This window comes from Pseudomonas sp. GP01-A4 (assembly GCF_058780865.1).
On sequence record NZ_JBYSWF010000023.1, the window covers coordinates 53,081 to 79,477 of the forward strand.

Consider the following 26,397-nt stretch of genomic DNA (forward strand, 5'->3'; position numbering starts at 1 on the left):
GATGAAAATCGTCGCCCTTGAAACCCATATTGTCGCCGTACCGCCGCCGCACATCGGCGGCATGTATTGGCTGTTCGTCAAACTGAAAACCGACTGCGGCATCGAAGGCGTGGGCGAGATCTACGCCGCCACCTTCGGCCCCAAGGCCATGCTGCCGATCATCGAGGACGTGTTCGAGCGCTACCTGCTCAACCACGACCCGCACCATATCGAGCGCTTCTTCCGCCAGGCGTACTCCAGCGGCTTCACCCAGCGTCCCGACCTGACCATGATGGGCGTGGTCAGCGGCCTGGAAATGGCCTGCTGGGACATCATCGGCAAGGCCGCCAACAAACCGGTCTATGAGTTGCTGGGGGGCAAGGTCAACGAACGCCTGCGTTCCTACACCTACCTGTACCCGGTCAACAGCAAGGGCGAGTACGACTACGACGACCCGGACCTGGCCGCCGAATGCGCGATCGAGAACATGAACAAGGGCTTCACCGCCGTGAAGTTCGACCCGGCAGGCCCGTACACCGCGTACTCCGGCCACCAGATCTCCCTGGAAGTGCTGGAACGCTGCGAAACCTTCTGCCGCAAGATTCGCGAGGCGGTGGGCGACAAGTGCGACCTGCTGTTCGGCACCCACGGGCAGATGGTGCCCTCGTCGGCGATTCGCCTGGCCAAGCGCCTGGAGAAATACGACCCGCTGTGGTTCGAAGAACCGGTGCCTCCGGGTCAGGAAGAGGCCATGGCCCAGGTCGCGGCCAAGACCAGCATTCCCATCGCCACCGGCGAGCGCCTGACCACCAAGTACGAGTTCTTCAAGCTCTTGCAGGCCGGTGGTGCATCGATCCTGCAAATGAACGTGGCCCGCTGCGGCGGCCTGCTGGAAGCCAAGAAAATCGCGAGCATGGCCGAGGCCTACTACGCGCAGATCGCCCCGCACCTGTACAACGGACCGATCGGCGCAGCGGCGAGTTTCCAGTTGGCCACGTGCACGCCGAACTTCCTGATCCAGGAAAGCATCATGACCTGGGGCGGCTTCCATGCCGAAGTGCTGACCAAGCCGCTGCAATGGGAGGACGGCTACATCATCCCGTCCACCGAGCCGGGCCTTGGGGTGGAGCTGAACATGGACGTGGTGCGCAAGCACACGCCGTACACCGGCGAGCGGCTGCACCTGCAAATGGCGCCCACGCCTGCTGACGTGAAAGACACTTCGCCCGCCAAGGGCTAAAAAAAACGACTTATGCGGTAACCGTGAATGACATACGACTACATCATCGCCGGCGCCGGCGCCGCAGGTTGCGTCCTGGCCAACCGACTCTCCGCCTCGGGCGAGCATTCGGTATTGCTGCTGGAAGCCGGCGGCAAGGACAGCTCCTGGTGGTTCAAGATCCCGGTCGGTTTCGCCAAGATGTACTACAACCCGACCTTCAACTGGATGTACTACAGCCAGCCGCAAAAACAGCTGGCCGACCGTGCCATCTATGCCCCGCGGGGCAAGGTGCAGGGCGGTTCCGGCTCGATCAACGCCATGATCTACGTGCGCGGCCAGGCCCATGATTTCGATGACTGGGCGGCTAATGGCAACGACGGCTGGGGCTTCAAGGACGTGCTGCCGTACTTCCGCAAGCTGGAAAATCACCCCCTGGGCGACACCGAATACCACGGCAGCAGCGGCCCCATCAGCATCACCCCGATGAAGGGCCAGACCCATGCCATCTGCGATGTATTTCTCAAGGGCTGCGAGCAATTGGGCTATGGCCTGAGCGATGACTTCAACGGGCCGAACTTCGAAGGTGCGGGCCTCTATGACGTCAACACCCGTAACGGTGAGCGCTGCTCCAGCAGCTTTGCGCACCTGCACCCGGCGTTGGGTAGGCCGAACCTGACCGTGGAGTTGCATGCGCTGGTAGACCGCGTGCTGTTCGACGATCAGCAGCGCGCCACCGGCATCAGCGTGACCCAGCACGGCGTGGTTCGCACCTTTACCGCGCGCAAGGAGGTGATCCTGTGCGCCGGGGCGGTGGATACGCCGAAGATCCTGCAACTGTCGGGTGTGGCGGACAAGCAATTGCTCGCCGAACACAACATCCCGCTGGTCAAGGACCTGCCTGCAGTGGGGCAGAACCTGCAGGACCACCTCTGCGCCAGTTATTACTACAAGGCCAATATCCCGACCCTGAACGACCAGCTCAGTTCGCTGTTTGGCCAGTTCAAACTCGGCCTCAAATACCTGCTGACCCGCAAGGGCGCGCTGGCCATGAGCGTCAACCAGGCCGGCGGGTTCTTTCGCGGCAACGAAGGGCAGGCGCACCCCAATCTGCAGCTGTACTTCAACCCGCTGTCGTACCAGATCCCGAAAAACAACAAGGCCAGCCTCAAGCCCGAGCCGTATTCAGGCTTCCTGCTGTGCTTCAACCCGTGCCGGCCTACCAGCCGCGGGACGATCCGCATCGCCTCGAAAAACCCACGGGACGCGGCCTTGATCGACCCCAACTACCTGAGCACCCAAAAGGACATCGACGAGGTGATCCAGGGCAGCCGGCTGATGCGCAAGATCATGCAGGCGCCGGCGCTCAAGGGCGTTACTGTGGCCGAGGTATTGCCGGGGCCGGCGGTGCAAACCGATGAGCAGATGCTGCAGTACTTCCGCGAGAACAGCGGCTCGATCTATCACCTGTGTGGCTCATGCGCCATGGGCTCGGACCCGCTGGTGTCGGTGGTGGACAAGCGCCTGAAGGTGCACGGGATGCAAGGGCTGCGGATTGTCGATGCGTCGATTTTCCCCAACGTGACCTCGGGCAATACCCATGCGGCGGTGTTGATGGTGGCGGAGAAGGGCGCGGATCTGATCCTGCAGGATGCCTGAATTGATCGTTCCCACGCTCTGCGTGGGAATGCATCCTGTGACGCTCCGCGTCACGACTTCAAGAGCAGACGCGGAGCGTCCAGGGCGGCGTTCCCACGCGGAGCGTGGGAACGATCATAGAGAGACCGTGTTTTGCCACTGGGCAACCGTTTCGGCACTGATGCTTACCCCACCACACACAATCACCACCACATCCTCAATCCCGGCAATCGCCCCATGCTCCAGATACGCCACGGCCAACGAAACCCCACATGCCGGTTCCACCAACTGGCGTAAATCATCGGCGTACCGCGCCACGCCCATCATCGCGTCGGCATCACTCAACACCACGCATTGATGGGCAAACCTGCCGATATGCTGCACCGGCCACGCCGCCACCTGGGTCGCGGCCAACGACTTGGCCACGGTATCGATCTTCGCCAGCCGCACGGGCTTTCCAGCCTCTACGGCAGCAGCAAACGAAGCCGCGCCCGCCGTTTCACACGCAATCACCTTGCAGCCGAACCGCCCATGACGCTCCAGGCCCGTCAGAACGCCCGCGAGCAGTCCACCGCCACCCACCGAGGTCACGATGGCGCCCACCTGAGGGCAGTCCTCGAGAATCTCATCGATCATGCTGCTGTGGCCTTCCCACAACAGCGGGTGATCAAAGGCCGGCACATACAGTGCCTCAGGTGATTCGGAGAGTTGCAGCGCCAGCTCATTGGATTGATCCCACAGATCACCGTGCACCACCACCTCGGCCCCGGCCTGGCGGATGCGTGCGCGGGTGGCTTCGGGGGTGGTGGTCGGCACCACGATCCGCGCCTGTAACTCCAGGCCGCGCGCCGCGAAGGCCGTGGCCAGCCCGGCATTGCCCCCGGAGGGGCATACCACCGTGGTCTTGCCCTGGCTCGCCGCGTAGGCGCACAGCGTGGTCATGCCGCGCAACTTGAACGAGCCACAGGGTTGCAGGTTCTCGAGCTTCAGCCAGACCCGCCGGGTAGCGGTAGACAAGCCGGGGTGCAGGATCAACGGGGTGCGAATCGGCAGCATTTCACAAGTTCCTTTTGGGTGAGGCTGCCATCCTACCTCAGCTCGTGGCTGCCACCAGGGGTTCGGCCGGTGTCCTGCGGCGCGTCACATGGCTGATGCCCATGATGATCAACGGCGTGAACAGGGCGATGTAGGCGTTGTCGATGCCCCACGGATTACCGGCGAGGAACCAGCCCACGGTCGCGAGCAACGAGGCAATGATGCTCAGGAATGCCCCGGCCGCCGTGCCGAATTTCGGCGCGTAGAACACCATCAACACCAGCACGGCCAGGGAGGCGCGCAACGCCTTGCCGAGGAAGGCGATCATCAGCACCTTGTCCGAGGTCAGTGCCAGGGCAATCGGCAACAGGCCGACAGCGATGGTCGCCAGGCGCACGAAGCGCAGGGACTTGGCGTCGCTTTTTTCCGGGTTGAACCATGGCTCGTAGAAGTCTCGCAGCAACAACGTCGCCGAGCCCATGCTCACCGCCGAAATGGTGCCGAACAGCGAGCCGGCAAGGCCTGCCACCACCAGCCCGGCCGTCAGTTGGTCCATGCTGGCGATCAGGGTGGGGAAGGCTTGCAGGGAGTCGACATGGGGGAACAGCACCGCGCTGCACATACCGATCAGTGCTGCGCCGATGCCGAACGGCACCATCAGCACCGCCACGTAGAAACAGGCGCGCTGGGCCTTGCCTGCATGGCTGACGGTGTTCACCGCCTGGATTACGTATTGGGTGGAGAAGATCGAACCGATCCCGGCGATCATCCACGCGATGATCTGGCCCCAACCCACGGCGGTCCAGTCAAACATGCTGGCGGGCAATTGCGCTTGCAGCTGGCCGATGCCGCCCACCTGCTTCAAGCCGAACCACAAGGCCAGGCCGACGCCCAGGTATTTCAGGGCGGCGTGGACGAAGTTGGTGTAGATCACTGAGCGCATGCCGCCGATGCTGACGTATGCCACCGAGACTACGCCGACGATCACGATCGCCAGGGTTCGGTCTACTTGCATCACGCTGGCCAATACGGCGCCGCCGCTGGCGTAGATCGAGACGGCGACGATCTCCAGGGCAAAGATGGTGATGATCGACGTGGCGAAGCGGGTGCGTTGGCCGTAGTTGCGCGCGAGTACGCCGGAGATGGTGTTGTCGCCCAGGTCCTTGTATTTGCGTGCCAGTAGCCAGGCGAAGAGTACGAAGCCCAGGGCCAGGGCGAACAGGTTCCAAGCGGCGGAGATGCCGACCTTGAAACCGGTTTGGGCGGTGCCGATGCTGACTGCGGTGCCGATAAATTCCGAGAGCATCAGGAAGCCGATCAGGAACGCCGGGAAGTGGCCGCCGCCGGTGGTGTAGTTGTTGGCGCTGCGGGAGTGGCGGCGCACGCCGTAGCTGATCAGTGCCAGGCTGAGCATGTACAGGCCGGTGATGGACAGTACGATCCATGAGGAGTGGGTGGGCATTTTTTATACTCTTTAGGTATTTTTGTAATTGTGGGTAGTTTCCTCTGCTGGTTTTGCTTTCGTCTAATATCGGGTTGGTATGGTTTGATACTCTTTTGGTATGGGTGTATATCCGTTATCTGGGTAACGGCTACCTATGGTTTCGCTCTTACAGCGAGGGCCGCTGCGCAATACCTGCGTTCGGCCTCGAGCTTATTGGGGCAGTCAGATCAAGATCAAAAGCAAGAGCACGGCGGCCTGAAAGCCGACCTGAGTGTTAAAAGCCAAGCGCTTTTCTGTAGGAGCTGGCTTGCCGGCGATGCAGACACCTCGGTGCATCAGGTACACCCAGTTGATGCCATCGCCGGCAAGCCAGCTCCTACAGTGGACCGTGAGCCGCTGTAAGAGCAAAACCCTAAGGTCTTACCCGTGCCACCCGCCACACCTTGTTCCCCACATCATCCGCCACCAGCAACGCGCCCTGCCCGTCCAACGCTACACCCACCGGACGCCCCTGAGCCTCTCCATCACCATTTAAAAACCCAGTCAGGAAATCAACAGGCACACCCGACGGCTTTCCGTCCCGGAACGGAATAAACACCACCTTGTACCCCGCCTGCGGATTACGGTTCCAGGATCCATGCTCCCCCACAAATACCCCATCGGCAAACACCGCTGGCATCCCCCGCGCATCGGAAAGCGTCAGGCCCAACGGCGCAACGTGAGTCCCCAGCGCGTAGTCCGGTGCAATCGCCTGGGCGACCTTGTCCGGACGCGGCGGCTGCACCCGGCTGTCAACGTGAGCCCCGTAATAACTCCACGGCCAACCGTAGAACGCGCCGTCCCGCACCGACGTCAGGTAATCCGGCACCAGATCGCTGCCGATCTCGTCGCGCTCGTTGACCACCGTCCACAACTGCGTAGAGCCGGGTTTCCACGCCAGCCCATTGGGATTGCGCAACCCACTGGCGAACAGACGCTTCTGCCCACTGGCAAGATCCAACTCCCAGATCGCAGCACGCCCTTCCTCGGCCTCAAGCCCATTCTCACCCACATTGCTGTTGGACCCGACGGTCACATAAAGCTTGGTACCCTCAGGATTGGCCAGGACGTTTTTGGTCCAGTGATGATTGATCCCGGCAGGCAGATCAGTGACCTTCACCGGCACGGCATCGATGTGAGTCTGGCCCCGAACATAAGGCACCTTGACCACCGCATCGGCATTGCCGATATACAACTCATCCCCCACCAACGCCATGCCAAACGGCGACGTCAGCCCACCGAGAAACTCACTCTTCACCTCGGCACGCCCATCACCGTCGGCGTCCCGCAGCAGCGTGATCCGGTCGGCGCTCGGCGTATCGGCACCGACCCGCCCCATCACAAACCCCATCGCGGTACGACGCGCCCAGGCGAGCAAACCCGTGCCGCCGTCCGTGGCACCTTCAGGCATGGGCGGATGGTTACTCTCGGCTACCAGCACGTCGCCATTGGGCAAGGTGTACACCCAGCGCGGATGGTCAAGGTCCGCGGCCAACGCCGTTACCGTGAACCCATCGGGCGCCGTTGGCTGGGCATTACCGGGCCAGCCGACAGCCTTGGAAACCTTGAGTGTCGGGATCAGTGATGCAGTGGGTTCGGGCAGTTGCGGGCTTGGCCCCACACCGGCCTGAAACGGCAGTTTGGAGGAATCACCACAGGCGCTGAGGGCAGCCGTGGCGGTGATCAGCAGCGCAAGGCGGCTTGGTGCATTCATTGGGAAACCTCGGGACAACCCTTTATCGGGCAGGCAAAAACCGCTGCAGTATTGCGCCCGCAGGCCGCACCAAACACAGGGTACAGCGCAATTCAGATTTGCCGCAGAGGCACGAATAGTCCTTACGAGATAAGGAGGGAAAGCAGTGCTATCATCCAGCCACTATTGATGACATGGAGGCCGCTATGCGCATACCGCTCGCTCCGATACTGATCGCTATGACCCTCACCATCACGGGTTGCAGCATCAAGCAAACCGTCGCCCCGGCCACCCTGTCCAACGATCAGCCACCGGAAATTTGCCTGATTCCTGCCGAAGGCCTGCGTGCCGGATTCAATACCACCTACACGGCACAGCTGAGGAGCAAAGGTTTCCAGACACGCGAGGTGGCAGCCGGCAGTCCACCCTCCGTATGCACGCTGTCGACGACCTACATTGGCAAGTGGACATGGGACATGGCGCTGTACATGTACTACGCCGATATCCGTGTGTATGAACAGGGCCGTCAGGTCGGCCAGGCGGAATACGACGCGTCGTGGGGCGGTGGTCGCCTCGACAAGTTTATCGATGCGCAGAACAAAATCATCGAGCTGACCGATCAACTCTTTCCCAATCCGGTATACCGGGCAAGCACACCACCAGCGGCCAGTTCCAATGCACCACCCGCACTCGACAAAGCAGCCTACAAGAAGAAAAAGCTTGAGCAGTTGATGCAGGAAAGCACGTCTTACGACGATTACCAGAAACGTTATCGCGAGATCCTCGCGGAATAAATTATCGCCATGAATCAATGCAATCGAGTCAAGGAGCAGACATGCTGAATGCAGTAATGGCTGGAAAGAGGCGTGGCACCGGCCTGGAAAACCAGAAGCAGGCGTTGGGGCCTGGCACGGCCTGCGTACCCATCCGATGTGACAAACTCGACAGACCTATCGGCCGGCCTCGCTAGGCCCGCCTATACACTCCCCCTCGTGCGGCTGAGTTAAAGCTCAACTGCGCGAGGGGTGCAGCCCCCCACTCAGGCTTTCCAAGGCCCCAACGCCAGGCTGTAGGGAGAAAACCCCTCGAACTGCCAACGCAGCGCCAGCGCCGCATCCCTTCGGACCACGTGTTCCACGGTCACCTTCCACAACCGCTCAGCCCCCTCGAACGTGGCCACTTCATCTCCTTCAAGAATCACCTCGGCCCGCCCGGCCACCTGCAACACATCACCCGTAGCAAAATCCACAAACAGCAAGCCCGCAACCGGGTTGACCTGCACATTGCCCAAGGTGTTGAAAAACGAGTTGCCGGTAAAATCGGGAATCGTCAGCACCTCTCCCTCCAACCGCACAAACCCACTGTTGCCGCCTCGGTGTGAAACGTCCACCGAACGCTTGGCCGCATCTCCTTCCAGGTCCACATAGCTGGCGACGAAAAACGTATCAGCGCTGCGAATCAGCGCCCGGTCAGCGTCATCGAGCGAGTTCGCGCGCCGCACAATACCTCCCGCAGCGCGCTGCCCCCGGGCCCCCGGATCCACCGCACGCAACTGGATGTACTTCGGGCAATTTCCAAACGTGTGCACCACCGCCACGGTAAATCCGTCGACGCCGGCAGCCCCAATAACCCCATTCATGCGATTACGCCGCCGCGTATTCAGGTCAATGCCCAACAGCCCGACCGACGCGCCTTGTTTCAGCCCGCTCCCGGCGGGGTCACTCTCCGCAGGCAGGCTGTCGATACGCAAGCTGTAGGGGTCCGGCGAATACGCAAACCCCGGCGTGCCCTCCAGCAGCGTGGCCCAGGGCAGCCCCTGCTCATCCACGGCCCCCACGACCAGATAGGGCAACAACTCATAAAAAGCCCGATGCTGCTCCGGCAAGTGATCCCGTATCACCTTCGCGCCGATCACCTCCATGCGCTCGGCCACGCCGGCACTTTGCTGCAACTGCCGCTCGCCGGCATGCCATGGCGAAACGGGGGACGCGTCCTGGTGATTCATGATCAAGCCCTCGGTGAATGAAACGCCGGATGTTCACGCAATGCCGCCACGCTGAAATCGACAAAACTGCGCACCCGCATCGAAGCGTTGCGCCCTTCGCGGTAGACCACATGCACCGGCAGCGGCGGCGGTTCATGGGCCTGCAATACTCGACACAGTTGCCCGCTCGCCAGGTGCTCGTGGACCGGGTAGCTCAAGCACCGGATCAACCCTGCGCCCTGCACCGCCGCATTGATCGCGCCCTGCACCGTGGTGCAACCGAGACGCGCCCGGGCCTTGATGCTGGCGCCCTGGAAATCCCACTGCACCCAATTCGAATACGCCTGGCTGGCGACCAGCCGATGCTCCTTGAGCGCCTCCGGTTGCACCGGTTCGCCATGGCTTTGCAGATAGCCGGGGCTGGCGCAGACGATGTTGCGCACCTGGCCCACGGGCCGGGCAATCAGGGATGAACCGGGCAGCTCCCCCACCAGGACTGCCACGTCCAGGCCGTCTTCATTGAGGTTCGGATAATGATCGTGGTAATGGGCAAACAGGCGGACTCCGGGATAGCGCTCCAGGTAGCCGGCCAACAGCGGCGCCATCACATAACGGCTGAACAGCAACGGAAAATACACCCGCAGGTTTCCCTCGGCCTGCGCGTGCGCACCCTGGGCAGATGCTTCGGCGGCGCTCACGCCGTCAAGGATCCGCGAACAGTCGGCCATGAACGTCGCCCCGGCTTCGGTGAGGCGAATGCCCCGGGTGCTGCGCTGTACCAATGGCACGCGCAAGCGCGTCTCCAGCCGGTCAATCGCGCGGATCACAGTGGGCCCCGAGATGCCCAGGGAGCGGGCTGCCGCGGCCAGGCTCGGCTGCCGGGACAGCGCCTGGAAGATCTGCATGTCGCGATAGCGGTCCATCAGGCCGGCCGCTGCATCGATGGGTTGAGCGCAGCATCCTGCCCCAGCCGGCTGACCAGAAAATCCACGAACGTGTTGACCTTCGCCGGTACCCGGGCGTTGTTCTGGAACACCACATGGATCGGCAAGGCCGGCGGTTCGAAGTCTTGCAGGATGATTTCCAGTGCGCCTGCACGCACATCGCTGGCCACCTGATAAGACAACACCCGTGTGACGCCCCAGCCCAGGCGCGCGAGGTTGATCGCCGCGTTGTTGGCGGTGACTACCAGGCGCGGCTCAACGGCCACGCTCAACGGCTGGCCGCCTTCCCTGAACTGCCATTCGCTGACCAACTGGCTGGAAGACGACGTGACAATCTTCGCCTCACGCAGTTGCCCGGGGTGCAGTGGCCGGTGCCGCTCAAGGTAAGCCGGCGCCGCGCACACTACGCGACGCACCTCGCCGACCTTGATCGCCTGCTGGCCGGGTTCCTGCAAATGCCCGATGCGCACGGCCACATCGACGCCTTCATCGGTCATGTTGACCACACGGTCCACCAGCAAGGCGTTGATGCTGACCTGGGCAAACAGGTCCAGGTACTCCCCCAGGATTGGCGCGACGAACAACTCGCCGAACAACACCGGCGCGGTGACCGTCAGGTGCCCCCACGGGATCGAGAAGCTGCCTGCTGCCGCTTCTTCGGCCTCAGTCAACTCCGCGAGGATGCGCCGGCAATCGTCCAGGTAACGCTGGCCGGCCTCGCTCAGGTGCAGGCTGCGGGTGGTGCGCGAAAGCAACTGGGTGCCAATACGCGCCTCCATCGCGGCAATCGCGCGGGTCACGCTGGGGGGCGAGATGTTCAGGCGCCGGGCCGCCGCGGCAAAGCCCTGTTCTTCGGCGACGGCGAGGAAAATCTGCATTTCCTGGAAACGGTCCATGGGTCCCCTTAATCGAATGTGGTCCACCAAACCAGTGGCTTGGGAGCGGTTGTGGCGAGGGAGCTTGCTCCCGCTGGGCAGCGTAGCGGCCCCAAAATCCTGGGTGCGCTGCGCACTGGAGCGCCAGCCCGGTCCAGCGGGAGCAAGCTCCCTCGCCACAAAATCTTCAAACCTTCGCCAGGCCCACAGCCGTGCGTTGCATACCCACAAACCCCGGCAGCGCCTCGATGCTGTCCAGCCAGGCGCGAACCTGCGGATAGTCGTCCAGCGCGACATTCCCCTCCGGCGCATGGGCGATGTAGGTGTAGTGCGCGATATCGGCAATCGTCGGCAGGTCACCGGTGAGAAAACGGCTCTGCTCCAACTGGTGCTCTACCACTTTGAGGAATGCGTGGGAGCGGCTGATGGTCGCCTCGGCATCCAGCGCGGCACCGAACACAGTGATCAATCGCGCCGCAGCCGGCCCGGTGTGCAGCGGCCCTGCCGCAGCCGAGAGCCAACGCTGCACACGGGCCTGGGCCAAAGGCTCGGTCGGCAGCCACTGGGCGGTGCCATATTGGCCGGCGAGGTACACCAGGATCGCGTTGGAGTCTGCCAGCACCACGCCGTTATCATCGATCACCGGCACCTGGCCGAAGCTGTTGAGGGTGGCCAGGAACTCAGGGGTTTTGTGCGCGCCTTGCTTCAGATCGACGTGCACCCGCTCAGCGGGCACGCCCAGCAGCGACAGCATCAACTCAACCCGGTGGGAATGGCCAGACAAGGGGTAACGGTACAGTTTGATCATGACGGGCTCCGCGATGTGCCAGGGACTCGACCCGGTGATCGGGTCGATAACGCTTATGTTCCACCGCTACGGCACGCAGCAGAATAGCCAGTTTTTACAATCCAGCATTTCACCGGATGAAACAATCAATCGCCAAACAACTCGTCGATCAGGTTGAACAGGGTGGTTTTCACCGGGCTGTCGAGCTCGGTCCACGCCAGGCCGGTCCTGGCCCGGAACGCCCCCAACGCCAGGTGCCTGGACACGCAATTGGCCGGCAGCGCCCGGGCCGCCTGCAGCGGCAACACACCCACACCCAGCCCGGCCGAGACCAGCGCCAGCATGGTGGTGAACTCGCCGAGTTCGGAGGCGATCTCCAGCGGCACGCCCATCGCCTGCACGAATTCATCGTAGAAACCCGGTGCATAACGCCGGGCCAGGATGAACACCGGCACCTTGAGCAAGTCCGTCGGCTGAATGGTTTCCTGGGTCGCCAACGGATGCTCGCCGGGCAAGGCGACCACGAAGCTTTCCTGCAACACCTCAAGGGTCTGCACGCCGGGATAGGCCGCCGGCAAACGCATCAGGCCGAAATCCAGCTGGCCGTTTTTCAACGCAGCCGCCTGATCCGGGCCGGGCATGTCCTTGAGCTCCAGTTCAATTCGCGGGTAGCGCTGGTGCACCGCACGAATCAACCCGGGCAGCAATTGCGGCAATACCGACGAGACAAATCCCAGGCGCACCCGGCCGATCTCCCCGCGGTTCGAAGCCCGGGCGGCATCGGCGGCGCGGGCAGCCTGGTGCAGGGTGGCGAGGGCTTCCGGCAGAAACACCCGCCCGGCTTCCGTCAGTGTGACCGAGTGCCGGTTGCGGTCGAGCAGGCGCACGCCCAGGCCGCTTTCGAGCAGTTTGATCTGCATGCTCAGCGCCGGTTGCACGATCGACAACTGCGCGGCCGCCCGGCCGAAATGCAGTTCCTGGGCGAGCACGACAAAGGCGCGCAGGTGCTTGAGTTCCATCAGGTTGGCTCCGGTTATCACGATTATTGATCACCCCATCACAAATGAAAATTGGACGCCGGGCCCGGGCTGCGCTGAAGTAAGGCCCGTGATGCACGATATGACAGGGTTTGACGTATAACAATGAGAGCGGCGCCCCGCACTCGGATTGATAGTGTTGATCACCTGTCTCAGTCTTCGGAGATCGCCCCATGCAGCGTGTTTTAGACAGTTTCCGCCTCGACGGCCGCCTGGCCTTGATCACCGGCTCCAGCGCCGGCATCGGCCTGGCCATCGCCCGTGGCCTGGCCCAGGCTGGCGCACGGGTAGTGCTCAACGGGCGCAACCGCAGCACCTTGCGTGACAGTGCCGCGTTGCTGGCGGCGGAAGGCCTGGAGGTGCACACCCAGGCGTTCGATGTCACCGACGGCGCGGCGGTGTTGGCCGCAGTGGCGGAGATCGAAGAGCGCCTGGGCCCGCTGGACATCCTCGTCAACAACGCGGGCATGCAACGTCGCGGGCCGCTGGAGGACTACAGCGAAACCCACTGGCGCGAGTTGATGAGCACCAACCTGGACAGCGCCTTCCTGGTCGGCCAGGCCGTGGCCCGGGCGATGATCCCGCGCAAGCGGGGGCGCATCATCAATATCTGCTCGGTGCAAAGCGAACTGGGGCGCCCGGGCATCGCCCCGTATGCCGCCAGCAAAGGTGCGCTGAAAATGCTCACCAAAGGCATGGCCATCGACTGGGGCCCCCACGGGCTGACGGTCAATGGCATCGGCCCCGGCTATTTCAAGACCGAACTGAACGCCAACCTGGTGGCCAACCCCGAATTCAGCGACTGGCTGGTGCAGCGCACACCGAGCCGGCGCTGGGGTGACGTCGCCGAACTGGCGGGCGCTGCGGTTTTCCTTGCCAGCGACGCGGCAAGTTTCGTCAACGGTCATATCCTGTACGTGGACGGTGGCATCACCGCCTCGCTGTAACCTGGAGAATTTCATGCACGCGATTGTCTGCCATGCCTCGAAAGACCTGCGGGTAGAACCGCAAACCGAACCCCAGGCACTGACGCCCGACCAACTGCGGGTGCGCATTGCCCGGGGCGGGATCTGCGGCTCGGACCTGCATTACTACCAGCACGGCGGCTTCGGCACCGTGCGGTTGCGCGAGCCGATGGTGCTCGGCCACGAAGTATCGGCGGTGATCGAGGCGGTAGGCCGTGAAGACGGGCCGTTCAAGATTGGCCAACGCTTGTCGGTCTCGCCGTCGCGGCCTTGCGGGGGTTGCCATTATTGCCATCAAGGGCTGCCGAACCATTGCCTGAACATGCGTTTCTACGGCAGCGCGATGCCCTTCCCTCACGTGCAGGGTGCGTTTCAACAAAGCCTGGTGATCGAAACGCACCAGGCGCATCTGCTGGCCGATCATGTGAGCCTTGCCGAGGGTGCAATGGCTGAACCGTTGTCTGTGGGTTTGCATGCCATCCAGCGTGCCGGGGTGGTGTTCGGCAAACGGGTATTGGTCACCGGGTGCGGGCCCATCGGCAACCTGTTGATCGGCAGCCTGCGGGCAGCGGGCGCGGGGGAAATTGTTGCGGTGGACCTGTCCGCCGGGCCCTTGGCCTGCGCCGAAAAAATGGGCGCCAGCCGTACTCATAACCTGGCGGAAGACGCCGACGCGTTGAAGCGGTATACCGCCGAAAAAGGCTACTTCGACGTGATGTTCGAAGTCTCCGGCAGCGCCCAGGCCCTGCGCAACGGCCTGGAGTGCATGGCCCCGCGCAGCGTGCTGGTGACGGTCGGTCTGGGTGGCGAGGTCTCGCTGCCGTTGAATATGCTGGTGAGCAGGGAGATCGACTTGCGGGGCACCTTCCGCTTCCATTCGGAGTTTGCCCAGGCGGTGGATTTGCTCAATCGCCAGGTGATTGATGTGCGTCCGGTGATCTCCCACACCGTGCCGTTCAGCGAGGCGGTGCAGGCGTTTGAACTGGCGGCGGACAAGAGCCAGGCGATGAAGGTGTTGCTGGATTTTGGTGTGGGCGATTGAACCGGATCTCGACAGCTCCCACAGGGTTGCGGTGCATTTTGGGGATCCGATAGCGCCTGCGCTACACCCGCTCTTCGAGCCTGAACCGCAGGAAACGATGGCTGGCTGAAAACAGTCGACGGTAGGTCAGCAACACCGCACCTACCGTGCCCAACGCCGACGACGCAGCGATCAAAAACATAATCACAATCTGATAACGTACCGCGTCCACCGGACTTTCCCCGGCCAGCACCTGGCCAGTCATCATCCCCGGCAAGCTCACAATCCCCACCACCGTCATCTGGTTCAACGTCGGAATCATCCCGGCCCGCACAGCCTGGCGAATTGCATCCTGCGCCGCCTCCCAGCGTGAACCACCGAGGGCCAGAATCATCTCGATGGTATTGCGGCCGGAGATCAGCTCCTGAGTCATACGCTCAATCCCCAGAGACACCCCGGTAAGCGTATTACCCAGAATCATCCCAAGGATCGGAATCGCATACTGCGGCTCGTACCACGGGTGAATCCGGATAATCGCGAACAGGCCAACAGCCGTCACCAACCAGGAACTGCCCCACACCGACACAATACTGTCGGCCCGCTGCCCCGCATAGGTCCGCTTCCCACGCCCGGCAGCCGAGAGCCCGGCGATCAGAGTCATCAGGCACATCAGCGGCAGCACCACATACCAGTAGGCAAATTCAAAGACCCAGCCCAGCAGGTAACCGATCGCCAACAACTGCACCACCGTGCGCACAGCCGCCCAGAACAGCTGACGCTCCAGCCCCAGCCGCAACAACAGCGACAGCGCACCGTTGATCAGGATCAGCGAGGCGGCGATGGCCATGTCCAGTGCCGTGAGGTCGTGATAATTCATGGCTGCACGCCCCCTGTCAGCACGCCGGCGTCCATATGCAAATGGGTGGTGCTCATGCGTTGCGCCTGCTCAAGGTCGTGGGACACCCAGATATAGGCGTGAGCGCTATCCGCTTCGGCCCAGGCACTGATCAACGCCTCGACCTCCCCGGACGATGCCGGGTCGAGAGCGGCGGTAGGTTCGTCCAGCAACAGCACATCGGGATTGAGTTGCAGGGTACGGATCAGTGACACCACCTGGGACTCACCACCGGATAAATCCCCGGCATTTTTTGCCAGAAAGCCCGACTCCTTGCCCGCGTGGGCCAGCAGCGCCTTGACCGCCTGCGGGTCGAAACTCAGGTGATGCAAGGCCTTGAGGCTGTAGGGGAAACGCAAGTTGTCTTCCACCGTGCCTTCGATCAGCGCCGGGCGTTGGGAGAGGTAGCTGATGCGACTGCGATACTGCGGGACTTGCGCGTTGGCGATGGGCTGCCCGTTCCAGAGGATATCCCCTGAGGTCGGCGCGTCGAGCAAGGCGAGTGCCCGAAGGAATACACTTTTGCCGGAGCCGGATGAACCGGTGATGGATAGGCGGTCGGCGCGGTGCAGCTGGAAGTTCGTGGGCTGCAGCAGTTGCAGCTGGCGGCGCTCGTCCATCCGCGTGAGCGCCCGGGTTTCGACTAATACGCTCATGGCGTTGATGATCCTTGTTCCTGATTCAGACGCAATGGTAAGACAGGGCACGTCCCCCGTGGCGAGGGAGCTTGCTCCCGCTGGGCGGCGAAGCGGCCCCAATAAAGCCACTGCGATACACCTGAAAAAACACCGTTAATTTCTTGGGGCTGCTGCGCAGCCCAGCGGGAGCAAGCTCCCTCGCCACAGCAAGCTCCCTCACCACAGCAAGCTCCCTCGCCACAGCAAGCCCCCTCGCCTCAGCGTTCTTCAGCGCTTGGGCTCCAGCGACACCAGGCGCGGCTTGATGGATTTCTCGCGCACCTCAAGCAACGCCAGGGTCACCGGCAACTTGAAACGTCGCCGCCCTGCACTGCCAGGGTTGAGAAACAGCCGCTCGCCGTGCCACTCGATCAATGGTTTGTGAGAGTGGCCAGTGATCACCAGCCGGATGCCCGGATCAAGCTCCTTCGGCACATCGGCAATGTCATGCACCAGCAACGCCCGCCAGCCGTTCAAGTCAAAATCCAGCCGGTCAGCCAAATGCTCTGCCCACGCGGCGTCGAGGTCGTTATTGCCGCGCACCACATGCAATGGCGCAATCGAGGCCAGCAACTCAAGGATCTCCGGGCTACCGATGTCCCCGGCGTGAACAATCTGCTCGCACCCTTCCAGGGCCGCCAGGGCCTCGGCACGGAGCAAGCCGTGGGTATCGGAAATCACACCAACTTTCATGAACGTCTCCTGTGCAAAACCCCGGCGCTATCCACCAGGCGGCTTGCAATCAATCATTGCACTGCCTATATTTCCCGCCTGGCGCCATCTACGCCACCATCCGCGGAAAGGGCTGCGCCCAAGACCTTGACTGAATATCACATTTCTACGACTCCCAACCTTAAAGCGGACAAGGTTTGTACAAGGAGATCGTATGTCGCAATCATTCTCGTCCACTAACGGCCGTATCAACCTTGAGCAGCAACGCAAGCGCGCCAAGGAACTTTTGCAGCGCCTGAAAAGCGCCGATGCCGCCGCAACCCCGACCTTATCCGATGCCCAATGGTCGATCGCCAAGGAACTCGGTTTTCCCAGCTGGCCCAAGCTCAAGGCCCACGTCGATGCGGTGGATTTTGCCGCCCGCCATCCAGGTTTCGACGCCAGCGATGAAGCCCGCACCACCCACTGGCGCTGCGGCAACGATATCGCCCACAGCCTGGGCGTGGCGGGGTTCAAGGGCCGCTTCCGGATGCTGATTGACCCATTGTGCATGGGCCCGGTGCAGGACCTGCCTGCCGAGCAATACCAGGCCGTTCGCAGCCGCTATATCAGCCAGGTGTTTGCCATGGATGAGGCCGAAGTGGCGCGCCGGCATGCGGACGAATATCACCATCTTGAACAACTGGGCAGCGCCGGCCACAGCGTGTTGTGGTGTGAGGCGGATGCGTACGATCAATTGTTCCTGATTCGCGCGCTGGCTGGGCTTGAGCATCTGCCTGAAAAACTGGAGTTGATCGAAGTCGATCGTATTCCCGGCGTGCAGCGTTTTATCGGCATCGGCCAACTGGCGCCTGAAGTATTGGCGTGGTTGTGGCCGCAGCGCCGACAGGTCGACGAGGACATGCTGCAACTGGCGCGACAGGCCTGGCTGGCGTATTGCGCCAGCTCGCCGATCAAGCTGGCGGAACTGGCCCGGAGTAGCTCCACCTCCCTGCCCTTCCTGGCCCCGGCATTGCGCCGACAGTTGCAGGAGTTACCAGGTGTGCAGGACGGTTTGTCCCTGACCGAGCGCCTGTCCCTGCAATACGTGGATGAAGCCGGGCCGGTGCCGTTTGGCCGGGTGTTCGCCGAGCTGATGGGCAAGCGTGAACCACTGCCGTACCTGGGAGACATGATGTTTCATGCGCTGATGCGGCCGTTGATCGATGGCGAGAATCCGCTGTTGATCGAGTCCGGGGCCCAATTGCAATGGCCGCAGCGGGTGTTGGCGCTGACTGCGCTGGGTCGCCAGGTTCTGAACGGCGCAGCCTACTGGCCGGATCATGCAACGGAAGAACGCTGGGTAGGTGGCGTCTGCCTGCGACCGCGCCACCCGCACTGGACAATTGACGAACATGGCATGCCCGTGTGGCGTGATTGATTCTTCGCGACAGCTTTGATCTGTGTCATGTTGAGCCAAACAGGTAACGGTTCAGCGCGATGACCTTACAACAGCTCAACTACTTTCTCGCCGCCATCGAGCACGGTACGTTCTCCAAGGCGGCGGAAAGCCTGCATATTTCCCAACCCTCATTGTCCGAGCAGATCCTGCGGCTGGAGGAGCACCTGGGTACCCACGTGTTCATCCGCACCAATCGCCGACTGATGCTCACCGAAGCCGGACGCCGCCTGCAGCCGTTTGCACAAGGCATGGTGACGTCAGCACGCCAGGGCTATGAAGCGGTGCAGGCTGTGCGTGAACTGTCCGGTGGCGTGGCCAGTTTTGGCACCTTCGGCACCGCCCATCACTATTTCCTCACGGACCTGATCGAGCAGTTCCGCACCCAGCACCCGGATATGCGGATCAAGATCGTCGGCTACAACTCCTCGGAAATCGCCGAGCTGGTGAGCCAGGGCGAAATTGAAGCGGGGCTGGTGATGCTGCCGATCAAGCAGCAGAACCTGACCGTCAGCGAGCCGGTCTGGTCGGCCCAGGTCGGCTATATCAGTGCCGACCCGGAGCGACTCAAGGGCCCGAAAACCATCAGCGACCTGGCGGTGGCACCGTTGATTCTCACCGAGGCGCGCTGGCGCACCGCCGACCCGATTCGCCGGTTGTTGGGGCAATTGGCGTCCAAGGGCGGCGAGGTGCTGGACCCGATCATCGAAGTGGAGCACCAGATCACCGGCTTCGAGCTGGCTGCGCGCGGGCTCGGCGATGTGATTGCCACGCGCCCGATCCTGCATCAGCTGGGCTTCAATGATCGCTTGGGCTGGGTGCCGATCAGCCCGGCGATCTTCGAGGTATTCGGCTTTATCCATCGCCACGACACGCCTATTTCGCCGCCCACCCGGGTGCTGATCAACCTGATGCGCAGCCACTTGAGCCGCATCCAGAACCTGTATGCGCACCTGGAGACGCTCTAGCCATAGGGATCACCTATAGGAAACACATGACTTAGCCCATTCATCCACCTCTTGCCGAGCGGGATACTCCAGCCAGCGACGCCACAACAGGCGCTTGAATGGGGAGCCAGCATGTCCAATCACTACTGCATCATTGGTGCCGGGGCCGCAGGGCTGGCGGCGCTGAAGACCATGACCGACGCCGGTTTCGAGGTGGACTGCTTCGAAAAGTCCGCGAACATCGGCGGTCACTGGAACAGCGACTACGATGCCTTGCACCTGATCACCCCCAAGAGCAGTTCCTTCTTTGACGGGTTCCCGATGCCCGCTGACTATCCGGTGTACCCGAGCCGCGATCAGGTCAAGGCGTACATGAACGCCTACACCGACACCTTCGGCCTGCGCGAAAAGATCACCTTCAACACCGAAGTGCGCAGCCTGAAGCCCCTGGACGAGAACGGCGAAGCGGGCTGGCAGGTGACCCTGGCAGACGGCACCCACAAACACTACAGCGGCGTGCTGGTGGCCAACGGTCACCTGTGGGATTGCAAGATCCCGCAAGTAAGCAAGGGGTTCACCGGCGTGTCGATTCACTCCGGCGAATACCGCAACGTGCAGCAGGTGCAAGGCAAGGTGCTGGTGGTGGGGTTTGGCAACTCCGGATGCGACCTCGCAGTGGATGCCGCCCAGGCTCGCCTGGACACCACCATTGCGATCCGACGCGGCCAGCTGTTCCAGCCCAAGACCCTGTTCGGCCTGCCCCGGGGCGAGCTGCCGCTGCTGGGGCAATTGCCGCCAGAACAGCAGAACATGCTCATGAACATGCTGATCATGGCCAGCGTCGGCACCCACAAGAATTACCCCGGGCTACCGGCACCGGATACCTACGACCTGGATGCGCAACCGCCGGTGGTCAACACCTTGCTGCTGTACTGGATCCAGCACGGCCGAATCAAGGTCGCACCGGGTATCGAGAGCATCCAGGGCAAGACTGTCACGTTCACCGATGGCAGCCAGGTCGATTACGACACCATCGTCTGGGCTACCGGTTTCAACACGCGCCTGCCGTTCCTCGATGAACGCCTGCTGCAATGGCGCGACGGTGTTCCGCTGCGTACCGCCGCGATGACCTTGCCGACCAACCTGGAAGGCCTGTTCTACATCGGCCTGGGCGCCCCACGTGGCCCGCAATGGCCGGTGTATTGCGAGCAGACCCGGCTAGTGATGCGCTTTCTCACCCTGCGCGAGCGTGGCATGCAAGGCCTGGCGGCGAAGTTTGCCCAGTTGCAGCCGGCCGACTCACGCATCGATATCGTCAAGCGCGAATGGCTGAGCAACTACCAGGACACCCAGCGCCAACTGGATGTGCTGGAACTGGCTCTGCAACCCGGCACCCCTCTTCCTCAATACGCCTGATCGGATAGCCCTTATGAACACTGCACCGCACTCCAGCGTTATCGTCACCGGGACGTCCTCGGGCATGGGCCAGGCCGTCGCACAGCGCTTTCAGGCCGAAGGCTGGCACGTCGTCGCTGTGGACGTAACACCCAGCACACAGCCGGCGAGCCCCTTGTTTTCGCCAGTGGTCGGCGACATCACCCAGGAGGCCACACTGGCCCGTACCCTCGATGCCGCCCTGGACGGCAAGGCACCGCTGCGAGCCGTAGTGAATGCGGCGGGGATCTTTCCCACGTCATCCCTGGATAGCTTCAGCGAAGCGCTGTACCGCAAGATATTCGACATCAACGTGCTGGGCTCACTGAACATCGCACGTATCGGCACCCGTCACCTGAAAGCCGCCGGCGGAGGCGCTATCGTGTTCTTCGCCTCGGTGGATGCGTTCACCGTGTCGAAAAACCAGTTGCTCTACAGCGCCTCCAAGGCTGCTGTGGTGTCGATGACCCGCTCCCTGGCCATCGAACTGGCCGGCGACAATATTGTGGTCAACGCACTGGCCCCGGGCTGGGTGGACACCGAAGGCACCCGTGCCGGCGGGCGCATCGAGGCCGCCATCGAATCGATCCCCTTGAAACGCGCCGCGCGGGTCGAAGAAATCGCCGACTGGGTCTGGCAACTGAGCGCCAAACCCTCCTACATAACAGGCGAATCATTGTGCATCGCCGGGGGCGTGTATATGCGATGACCCCAGCCTCCGCAGGCCCCGCGCATCAGACGTGGGCCTGCCACTCCCTATTGACTGCTGCCTCACTACAATTATTCCAGAGGGCAATATCATGGGCGAAGTTCACGCTTCCTCGATTCATCAAGGGTTTCCCGCCGACCGTGCATCGGCTGAACCCTCACGCAAACGGCTGACCAAAGCGGTCGTCGGCGTGACACTGGGCAATATGGTCGAATGGTTCGACTTTGCGCTCTACTCCTCTCTCGCCGGCATCATCGGCAAGACGTTCTTCCACAACGACAACCCGACCACCCAGTTGATGGCGATCTACGCCACCTTCGCGGCGGGCTTCCTGATTCGGCCACTGGGCAGCCTGGTGTTCGGTCCCATCGGCGACAAGTTTGGCCGGCGCACGGCGCTGTCGCTGAGCATCACGCTGATGGCCGTCGCAACCTTCGCCATTGCCTTGATCCCGAGTTACGCGAGCATCGGCCTGTTTGCGCCCGTCCTGTTGATTCTCATGCGTCTGCTCCAGGGCCTGTCGGCGGGTGGCGAGTACGGCGGCTCCTGCACGTTCATCGCCGAGCATTCGCCGGACGAGCGACGCAGCTTTTTCACCAGTTGGCTGGAATTCGGCAATATCTCCGGGTTCCTGCTGGGCGGTGCAGTGGTCAGCCTGTTTACCCTGGGCCTGGGCGAACAAGCCATGCAGGACTGGGGCTGGCGCGCGCCCTTTGCGATTGGCGGCCTGCTCGGCCTGATCGCCCTCTACTTGCGCCTTGGCCTGGAAGAAACACCAGTGTTCAAGGAAATCCAGGCCAACGAAAAACTGCGAAAGGCGACGGGCGCCGAACCCAGCCTGTTCAGCTTACTGGTCAACGAATGGCCGAAAATCCTGCAATGCATGGGCCTGGTCACCGTGTTCAACGTGACCTACTACATCATCCTCGGGTACATCCCGGGTTATCTGGAAAACGTACTCGGGTACAGCAATACGTTCGCCAGGAACCTGGGGATGGCCGCGACGCTGTTCATGCTGGTGTTGATCCCGGTTTCAGGCTTGCTGGCCGACCGACTGGGCCGGAACCGGATGATCATTACCGGCTGCGTGCTGCTGATCGTCATGGCGTTCCCCTGCTTCATGCTGCTGCATACCCAGAGTGTCGGGTTGCTGCTGGCCGCCCTGCTGATCCTGACCCTCGCCCAGTTGTTTTTTGAAGGAGCGATGCCGGCCACCATGACTTCGCTGTTCAAGGCCCGCGTGCGCTACAGCGCCCTCGCCTTGAGCTACAACGTCGCGGTCTCGCTGTTCGGAGGCACGGCCCCGCTGATCAATACCTGGCTGATATCGATCACCGGCAACCAGATGATTCCCGCCTGGTACCTGATCGGCGGTGCCGTGGTCGGCCTGATTTCGATCCTGTTCGTCAAGGACTCCACCGGTAAACCCCTCCCAACATGAGAACCACCATGACCAGTAAAACCACAGCGCGGCAAACTATTTCCTCGGGCGGTCAGTACGAAAACGTGTTCGGTTATTCCCGCGCCGTTCGCGTTGGCAACCACCTGCACATCTCCGGCACCTGCGCCTCACCCGATTACGAACACAGCAATGCTTACGAACAGGCCCAGGCCATTCTCGTCACCGTCAACAAGGTGTTGGCCGAGGCGGGCATGGGCCCTGAAGACGTAGTGCGCACCGTGGTCTACCTGCGGGATATCAACGATGCCGCCTCCGTCGCCAAGGCACACAGCGAGGTGTTCGACGCCATTCGCCCGGCCAGCAGCCTGATTCAGGTGGATTCGATGCTGCGCCCCTGGCAGAAAGTCGAAATCGAAACGTACGCCATCGTTGCCGATTGACCCAGGCGATGAGTAAAAAACCGCGGCTTGGGCCGCGGTTTTTTTTGGTCCCGGTTATATCCATAGCAATAAACGATATTGGTATATACCAGATTGCTCCCTTATAAATCGCCCCCATCAAAAGACTGCAGGCTGGAGAAGCAAGCGATGGTGTCGGTAAAGGTAATGCTGGAGTACTTTCATCCCTGGCCGAATTCGGCGGGTTTGTACCTGGCGCGGGAACGCGGCTGGTACGCCGAGCTGGGCCTGGATGTGGAGTTGGTGGTGCACGACCCCTACCGTGGCGACACCCTTGAGCACCTGCTGACCGGCGCGGCGGACTTCGGCATTTTCCCCAGCAACCGCCTGCTGGTCCGGCGCGGCCAGGGGCAAGCCCTGCAAGGCATCGCGGCGATCAATCATGCGGGCCTTGAGTCGATTCAAACCCTGACCGACTCCGGTATCCGCCGCCCACGAGACCTGGTGGGCAAGCGCCTGGCGCTCAACCCCACGCCACGGGGTTTGGCGATGGTGCGTCACCTGGTGAGCAACGACGGTGGCGACCCCGATGGCGTGATCCTGGTGGACAGCGGCGTACGTGAGTTGCGGCCCGAACAGTTGGCCGAAGGCATCGCCGATGCCAGTTTCGGCGGCTACTGGGCCTGGGAAGCGTTGATGCACAGCCCCATCGAAGCAGAACGCCGGGTGGTGTTGCCGGTGGATCAGATTGGCGCACCGGCGTATCACAGCTACCTGTTGGGCGCCCACGAACGAACCCTCGCCGAGCAGCCCGGGTTGGTGCGTGATTTCCTCGCGGCCACTGCCCGTGGCTATCTCGCCGTGGCCGAAGAGCCAGCCATCGCGCTGGCGGCCTATGAGCACACTACACCGTATTTCCCGGCGGAATTGCTCAGCGCATCCCTGCACAAAATCGCTCCGACCTGGCTGCACGACGGTCGTTGGGGCGAGCAACGCCAGGCGCTGCTGAAACCTTATGCCGAGTGGCTGCACGAGCACGCGGTGCTCGACAATCCGCAGGTGTGGCAAGGGGCAACCAGCAACGCCTATCTGCCCGGGGCGACGGCATGAATCCACAACGCACCGCCCATGGCCTGGGGCTTGATCCGGTAGCTGCCGACTGGCCAGCGCTGCACGAAGCAGATATCCAACAGCTGCTGCACGAGTACCCGCAACTGGGTCAACTGCGCAGTTTGCATTGGCACAGCCCGCGACCGTTCTCCGCTGCCGGGCTGATCAATACCGGCAGCGCCACCCTGTTCGTCAAACGGCATCACCGGCACGTGCGCAAAGCCGCGTGGCTGGAAGAAGAACACCGCCTGATCGCCCACCTGCATCGCCACGGCGCACCGGTTGCCGCAGTGGTGCCGAACCGCCACGGTGCAACGGCCACGACGCAAGGTGAATGGACCTACGAGATTCACCATGTCGCCGAGGGCCTTGACCTGTACCGCGATGCGCTGTCGTGGTCGCCCTTCCAAAGCACTCAACATGCGCAGGCGGCGGGTGTGGCGCTGGCTCGATTGCACCTGGCAGCCGAGCACTACAGCGCACCCCGCCGTCAAACAGAAGTGCTGCTGGCCAACGCCCGGGTGATCGAACAACCCGCGCCACTGGCCGCGATCGCCAATACCCCGGCGCTGACCGAGTACCTCGCCGACAAGGATTGGCACACACGGCTGACCGAGCTGCTGTTGCCCTGGCACGCGCCCCTGCAACCCTTGCTGCACCAACAACCGGCGCTCTGGACCCATAACGACTGGCACGCCTCGAACCTGCTGTGGCATGCAGACGGCAACGTCGCCAGCGTGCTGGACTTCGGCCTCGCCGACCGCACCTTCGCCCTCTACGACCTGGCGACCGCCATCGAACGCAACGCCGTGCCCTGGCTGGACCTGGACAGCGGTGGCCTGGCAGCAGCGGACCTCGACAGCGTCGACGCATTGCTCACCGGCTATCACCGGGGCCGGCCATTGAGCGCCCAGGACCTGCTCACCCTGAGCGCCCTGCTGCCGTTGGTGCATGTGGATTTTGCCCTGTCCGAAATCGCGTACTACCAAGGCGTAGTGGGTTCCACCCGCAGTGCCGACGTGGCCTATCACGCCTACCTGCTGGGCCATCTGCAGTGGTTTACCGGCGCCCAGGGGCAACGATTGCTCAACCACCTGCGGCGAAAATCCGTATGAGTATTCTGGTCGATACCGATTGGCTGCATGCCCACCTCGGGGAGCCCGGGCTGGTGATACTCGACGCCACCGTCGTCCTGCCGTCCCCGCGTTTTGACGGTGATTACCGGGTCGCCAGCGGTCATGCCGGTTGGCTGCACGCACATATCCCCGGCGCACGGCATGCCGACTTGCTGACCGATCTGGCCGACGTTCAAGCGAGCTACAGCTTCGCCCTGCCAACACCGCAAGCCCTGATTCAGGCACTGGCGAATCTGGGTGCAGGCGTCGGCAGCAACGTGGTGATCTACGATCGCGCCGACGGTTTCTGGGCCGCACGCCTGTGGTGGATGCTGCGCGGGCTGGGCATTCACGCCGGCGTGCTGGACGGTGGTTTCTACGCCTGGCAACGGGCGGGGTTACCGCAGCACAGCGGGCAGCCTGCAAACACACCCGTCGTCGAACCCTGGCCGATCAGAACCTACGCACCACTGTGGATCGACCGCGCAGGCGTTGAGGCGGTGGCCGCAGGCCAAGCACCCGGCGTACTCGTCTGCGCGTTGGGCAGCGCCTTGTTCGACGGCACCGCAGCCACCCGCTACGCCCGGCGCGGGCACATTCCCGGCAGCCACAACCTGCCGGCACGCACGCTGTTTGATGCACAGGGTCGCTACCTGCCCAAGGACGCCCTGGCCGTGGCTATCGGACCCACGCTGCTGCACAGCGACGGTCCATTGATTCTGTACTGCGGCGGCGGAATTTCCGCGGCGGCCAACGCCCTGGCCCTGACCCTGCTGGGTCGCCAGGACCTCGCACTCTACGACGGCTCGCTGCAGGAATGGGCCGCCGACGCACGCTTACCAATGACTACCGGAGCAGCTCCGGCCTGACGCCTTTTGCGGCGACCCCGGCTTTTTAATTTCGTACTGGCAACCCGTCCGTTGCGCAGCGCTGGGCCCCT

25 protein-coding genes are annotated in these 26,397 nt (G+C 62.5%); 14 read left to right on the top strand and 11 right to left on the bottom strand.

Features of this window, described 5'->3' with window-relative positions; genetic code table 11:
• Position 1 precedes the first annotated feature (1 nt).
• Positions 2 to 1,219, top strand: a complete 1,218-nt coding sequence (locus AC3WKX_RS15560) for a mandelate racemase/muconate lactonizing enzyme family protein (protein ID WP_008432553.1) — start codon at positions 2 to 4, stop codon at positions 1,217 to 1,219.
• Positions 1,220 to 1,246: 27 nt separating this feature from the next.
• Positions 1,247 to 2,857 (top strand): GMC family oxidoreductase, encoded by a 1,611-nt coding sequence (locus AC3WKX_RS15565; protein WP_003212548.1) that lies wholly within the window; start codon positions 1,247 to 1,249, stop codon positions 2,855 to 2,857.
• A 114-nt stretch (positions 2,858 to 2,971) separates the two neighbouring features.
• On the opposite strand, the gene AC3WKX_RS15570 is transcribed toward AC3WKX_RS15565, so the two are convergent.
• The 3 genes from AC3WKX_RS15570 to AC3WKX_RS15580 all read right to left on the bottom strand — a co-directional run bounded on the left by AC3WKX_RS15570 (position 2,972) and on the right by AC3WKX_RS15580 (position 7,068).
• A complete protein-coding gene (locus tag AC3WKX_RS15570; protein ID WP_102604900.1) occupies positions 2,972 to 3,892 on the bottom strand; it encodes a pyridoxal-phosphate dependent enzyme in 921 nt (306 codons plus the stop codon).
• A 37-nt stretch (positions 3,893 to 3,929) separates the two neighbouring features.
• Entirely contained in the window at positions 3,930 to 5,333 is a 1,404-nt protein-coding gene (locus AC3WKX_RS15575; RefSeq protein ID WP_008432557.1) for a sodium:solute symporter family protein, read from the bottom strand.
• A 394-nt stretch (positions 5,334 to 5,727) separates the two neighbouring features.
• Positions 5,728 to 7,068, bottom strand: coding sequence for a PQQ-dependent sugar dehydrogenase (locus AC3WKX_RS15580; RefSeq protein WP_102605960.1), 1,341 nt, complete (start codon positions 7,066 to 7,068; stop codon positions 5,728 to 5,730).
• A gap of 185 nt (positions 7,069 to 7,253) precedes the next feature.
• On the opposite strand from AC3WKX_RS15580, the gene AC3WKX_RS15585 reads away from it, so the two are divergent.
• Positions 7,254 to 7,841, top strand: coding sequence for an Sbal_3080 family lipoprotein (locus AC3WKX_RS15585; RefSeq protein WP_003208266.1), 588 nt, complete (start codon positions 7,254 to 7,256; stop codon positions 7,839 to 7,841).
• Between the two features lie 245 nt (positions 7,842 to 8,086).
• Here the strand turns inward: AC3WKX_RS15585 and AC3WKX_RS15590 are convergent, their stop codons facing one another.
• The 5 genes from AC3WKX_RS15590 to AC3WKX_RS15610 form a co-directional block, all read right to left on the bottom strand.
• Positions 8,087 to 9,052, bottom strand: a complete 966-nt coding sequence (locus AC3WKX_RS15590; protein WP_102605959.1) for a pyridoxamine 5'-phosphate oxidase family protein — start codon at positions 9,050 to 9,052, stop codon at positions 8,087 to 8,089.
• Positions 9,053 to 9,054: 2 nt separating this feature from the next.
• Entirely contained in the window at positions 9,055 to 9,954 is a 900-nt protein-coding gene (locus tag AC3WKX_RS15595; RefSeq protein WP_102605958.1) for a LysR family transcriptional regulator, read from the bottom strand.
• Positions 9,954 to 10,871: a LysR family transcriptional regulator gene (locus AC3WKX_RS15600; RefSeq protein WP_003208270.1), complete on the bottom strand. Its 918-nt coding sequence runs from the start codon at positions 10,869 to 10,871 to the stop codon at positions 9,954 to 9,956. Before AC3WKX_RS15600 ends, AC3WKX_RS15595 begins: the two co-directional genes overlap by 1 nt.
• Positions 10,872 to 11,037: 166 nt before the next feature.
• Positions 11,038 to 11,658: a glutathione S-transferase family protein gene (locus tag AC3WKX_RS15605; RefSeq protein WP_102605957.1), complete on the bottom strand. Its 621-nt coding sequence runs from the start codon at positions 11,656 to 11,658 to the stop codon at positions 11,038 to 11,040.
• A 125-nt stretch (positions 11,659 to 11,783) separates the two neighbouring features.
• Positions 11,784 to 12,656, bottom strand: coding sequence for a LysR family transcriptional regulator (locus tag AC3WKX_RS15610; RefSeq protein ID WP_003208273.1), 873 nt, complete (start codon positions 12,654 to 12,656; stop codon positions 11,784 to 11,786).
• A 191-nt stretch (positions 12,657 to 12,847) separates the two neighbouring features.
• Here AC3WKX_RS15610 and AC3WKX_RS15615 point away from each other — a divergent pair, with 191 nt between their 5' ends.
• Together AC3WKX_RS15615 and AC3WKX_RS15620 are read left to right on the top strand one after the other, a co-directional pair.
• Entirely contained in the window at positions 12,848 to 13,621 is a 774-nt protein-coding gene (locus AC3WKX_RS15615) for a glucose 1-dehydrogenase (protein ID WP_087692542.1), read from the top strand.
• A gap of 13 nt (positions 13,622 to 13,634) precedes the next feature.
• Complete coding sequence (locus AC3WKX_RS15620) at positions 13,635 to 14,681, top strand: L-idonate 5-dehydrogenase (RefSeq protein WP_102605956.1); 1,047 nt, start codon at positions 13,635 to 13,637, stop codon at positions 14,679 to 14,681.
• Between the two features lie 61 nt (positions 14,682 to 14,742).
• Here AC3WKX_RS15620 and AC3WKX_RS15625 read toward each other — a convergent pair whose 3' ends face one another.
• The 3 genes from AC3WKX_RS15625 to AC3WKX_RS15635 form a co-directional block, all read right to left on the bottom strand.
• Positions 14,743 to 15,537, bottom strand: coding sequence for an ABC transporter permease (locus AC3WKX_RS15625; RefSeq protein ID WP_102605955.1), 795 nt, complete (start codon positions 15,535 to 15,537; stop codon positions 14,743 to 14,745).
• Complete coding sequence (locus AC3WKX_RS15630) at positions 15,534 to 16,211, bottom strand: ABC transporter ATP-binding protein (RefSeq protein ID WP_102605954.1); 678 nt, start codon at positions 16,209 to 16,211, stop codon at positions 15,534 to 15,536. Before AC3WKX_RS15630 ends, AC3WKX_RS15625 begins: the two co-directional genes overlap by 4 nt.
• Positions 16,212 to 16,460: 249 nt before the next feature.
• Positions 16,461 to 16,925 (bottom strand): metallophosphoesterase family protein, encoded by a 465-nt coding sequence (locus AC3WKX_RS15635; RefSeq protein ID WP_003208282.1) that lies wholly within the window; start codon positions 16,923 to 16,925, stop codon positions 16,461 to 16,463.
• A 193-nt stretch (positions 16,926 to 17,118) separates the two neighbouring features.
• On the opposite strand from AC3WKX_RS15635, the gene AC3WKX_RS15640 reads away from it, so the two are divergent.
• The 9 genes from AC3WKX_RS15640 to AC3WKX_RS15680 all read left to right on the top strand — a co-directional run bounded on the left by AC3WKX_RS15640 (position 17,119) and on the right by AC3WKX_RS15680 (position 26,326).
• Positions 17,119 to 18,324 (top strand): DUF1835 domain-containing protein, encoded by a 1,206-nt coding sequence (locus AC3WKX_RS15640; RefSeq protein ID WP_087692545.1) that lies wholly within the window; start codon positions 17,119 to 17,121, stop codon positions 18,322 to 18,324.
• Between the two features lie 59 nt (positions 18,325 to 18,383).
• Complete coding sequence (locus tag AC3WKX_RS15645) at positions 18,384 to 19,310, top strand: LysR family transcriptional regulator (protein WP_003208286.1); 927 nt, start codon at positions 18,384 to 18,386, stop codon at positions 19,308 to 19,310.
• 111 nt (positions 19,311 to 19,421) lie between these two features.
• Complete coding sequence (locus AC3WKX_RS15650) at positions 19,422 to 20,705, top strand: flavin-containing monooxygenase (protein WP_102369480.1); 1,284 nt, start codon at positions 19,422 to 19,424, stop codon at positions 20,703 to 20,705.
• 13 nt (positions 20,706 to 20,718) lie between these two features.
• On the top strand, positions 20,719 to 21,432 hold the full coding sequence (locus AC3WKX_RS15655; protein ID WP_003208289.1) for an SDR family NAD(P)-dependent oxidoreductase: 714 nt from the start codon (positions 20,719 to 20,721) through the stop codon (positions 21,430 to 21,432).
• Between the two features lie 91 nt (positions 21,433 to 21,523).
• Entirely contained in the window at positions 21,524 to 22,873 is a 1,350-nt protein-coding gene (locus AC3WKX_RS15660) for an MFS transporter (RefSeq protein WP_102605953.1), read from the top strand.
• A gap of 8 nt (positions 22,874 to 22,881) precedes the next feature.
• Positions 22,882 to 23,274, top strand: coding sequence for a Rid family hydrolase (locus tag AC3WKX_RS15665; RefSeq protein WP_003208292.1), 393 nt, complete (start codon positions 22,882 to 22,884; stop codon positions 23,272 to 23,274).
• A gap of 147 nt (positions 23,275 to 23,421) precedes the next feature.
• Positions 23,422 to 24,342, top strand: a complete 921-nt coding sequence (locus tag AC3WKX_RS15670; RefSeq protein WP_003208293.1) for an ABC transporter substrate-binding protein — start codon at positions 23,422 to 23,424, stop codon at positions 24,340 to 24,342.
• A complete protein-coding gene (locus AC3WKX_RS15675; protein ID WP_102605952.1) occupies positions 24,339 to 25,457 on the top strand; it encodes a phosphotransferase in 1,119 nt (372 codons plus the stop codon). The genes AC3WKX_RS15670 and AC3WKX_RS15675 overlap by 4 nt, the downstream gene beginning before the upstream one ends.
• Complete coding sequence (locus tag AC3WKX_RS15680; protein ID WP_102605951.1) at positions 25,454 to 26,326, top strand: sulfurtransferase; 873 nt, start codon at positions 25,454 to 25,456, stop codon at positions 26,324 to 26,326. The genes AC3WKX_RS15675 and AC3WKX_RS15680 overlap by 4 nt, the downstream gene beginning before the upstream one ends.
• Positions 26,327 to 26,397: the final 71 nt, after the last annotated feature.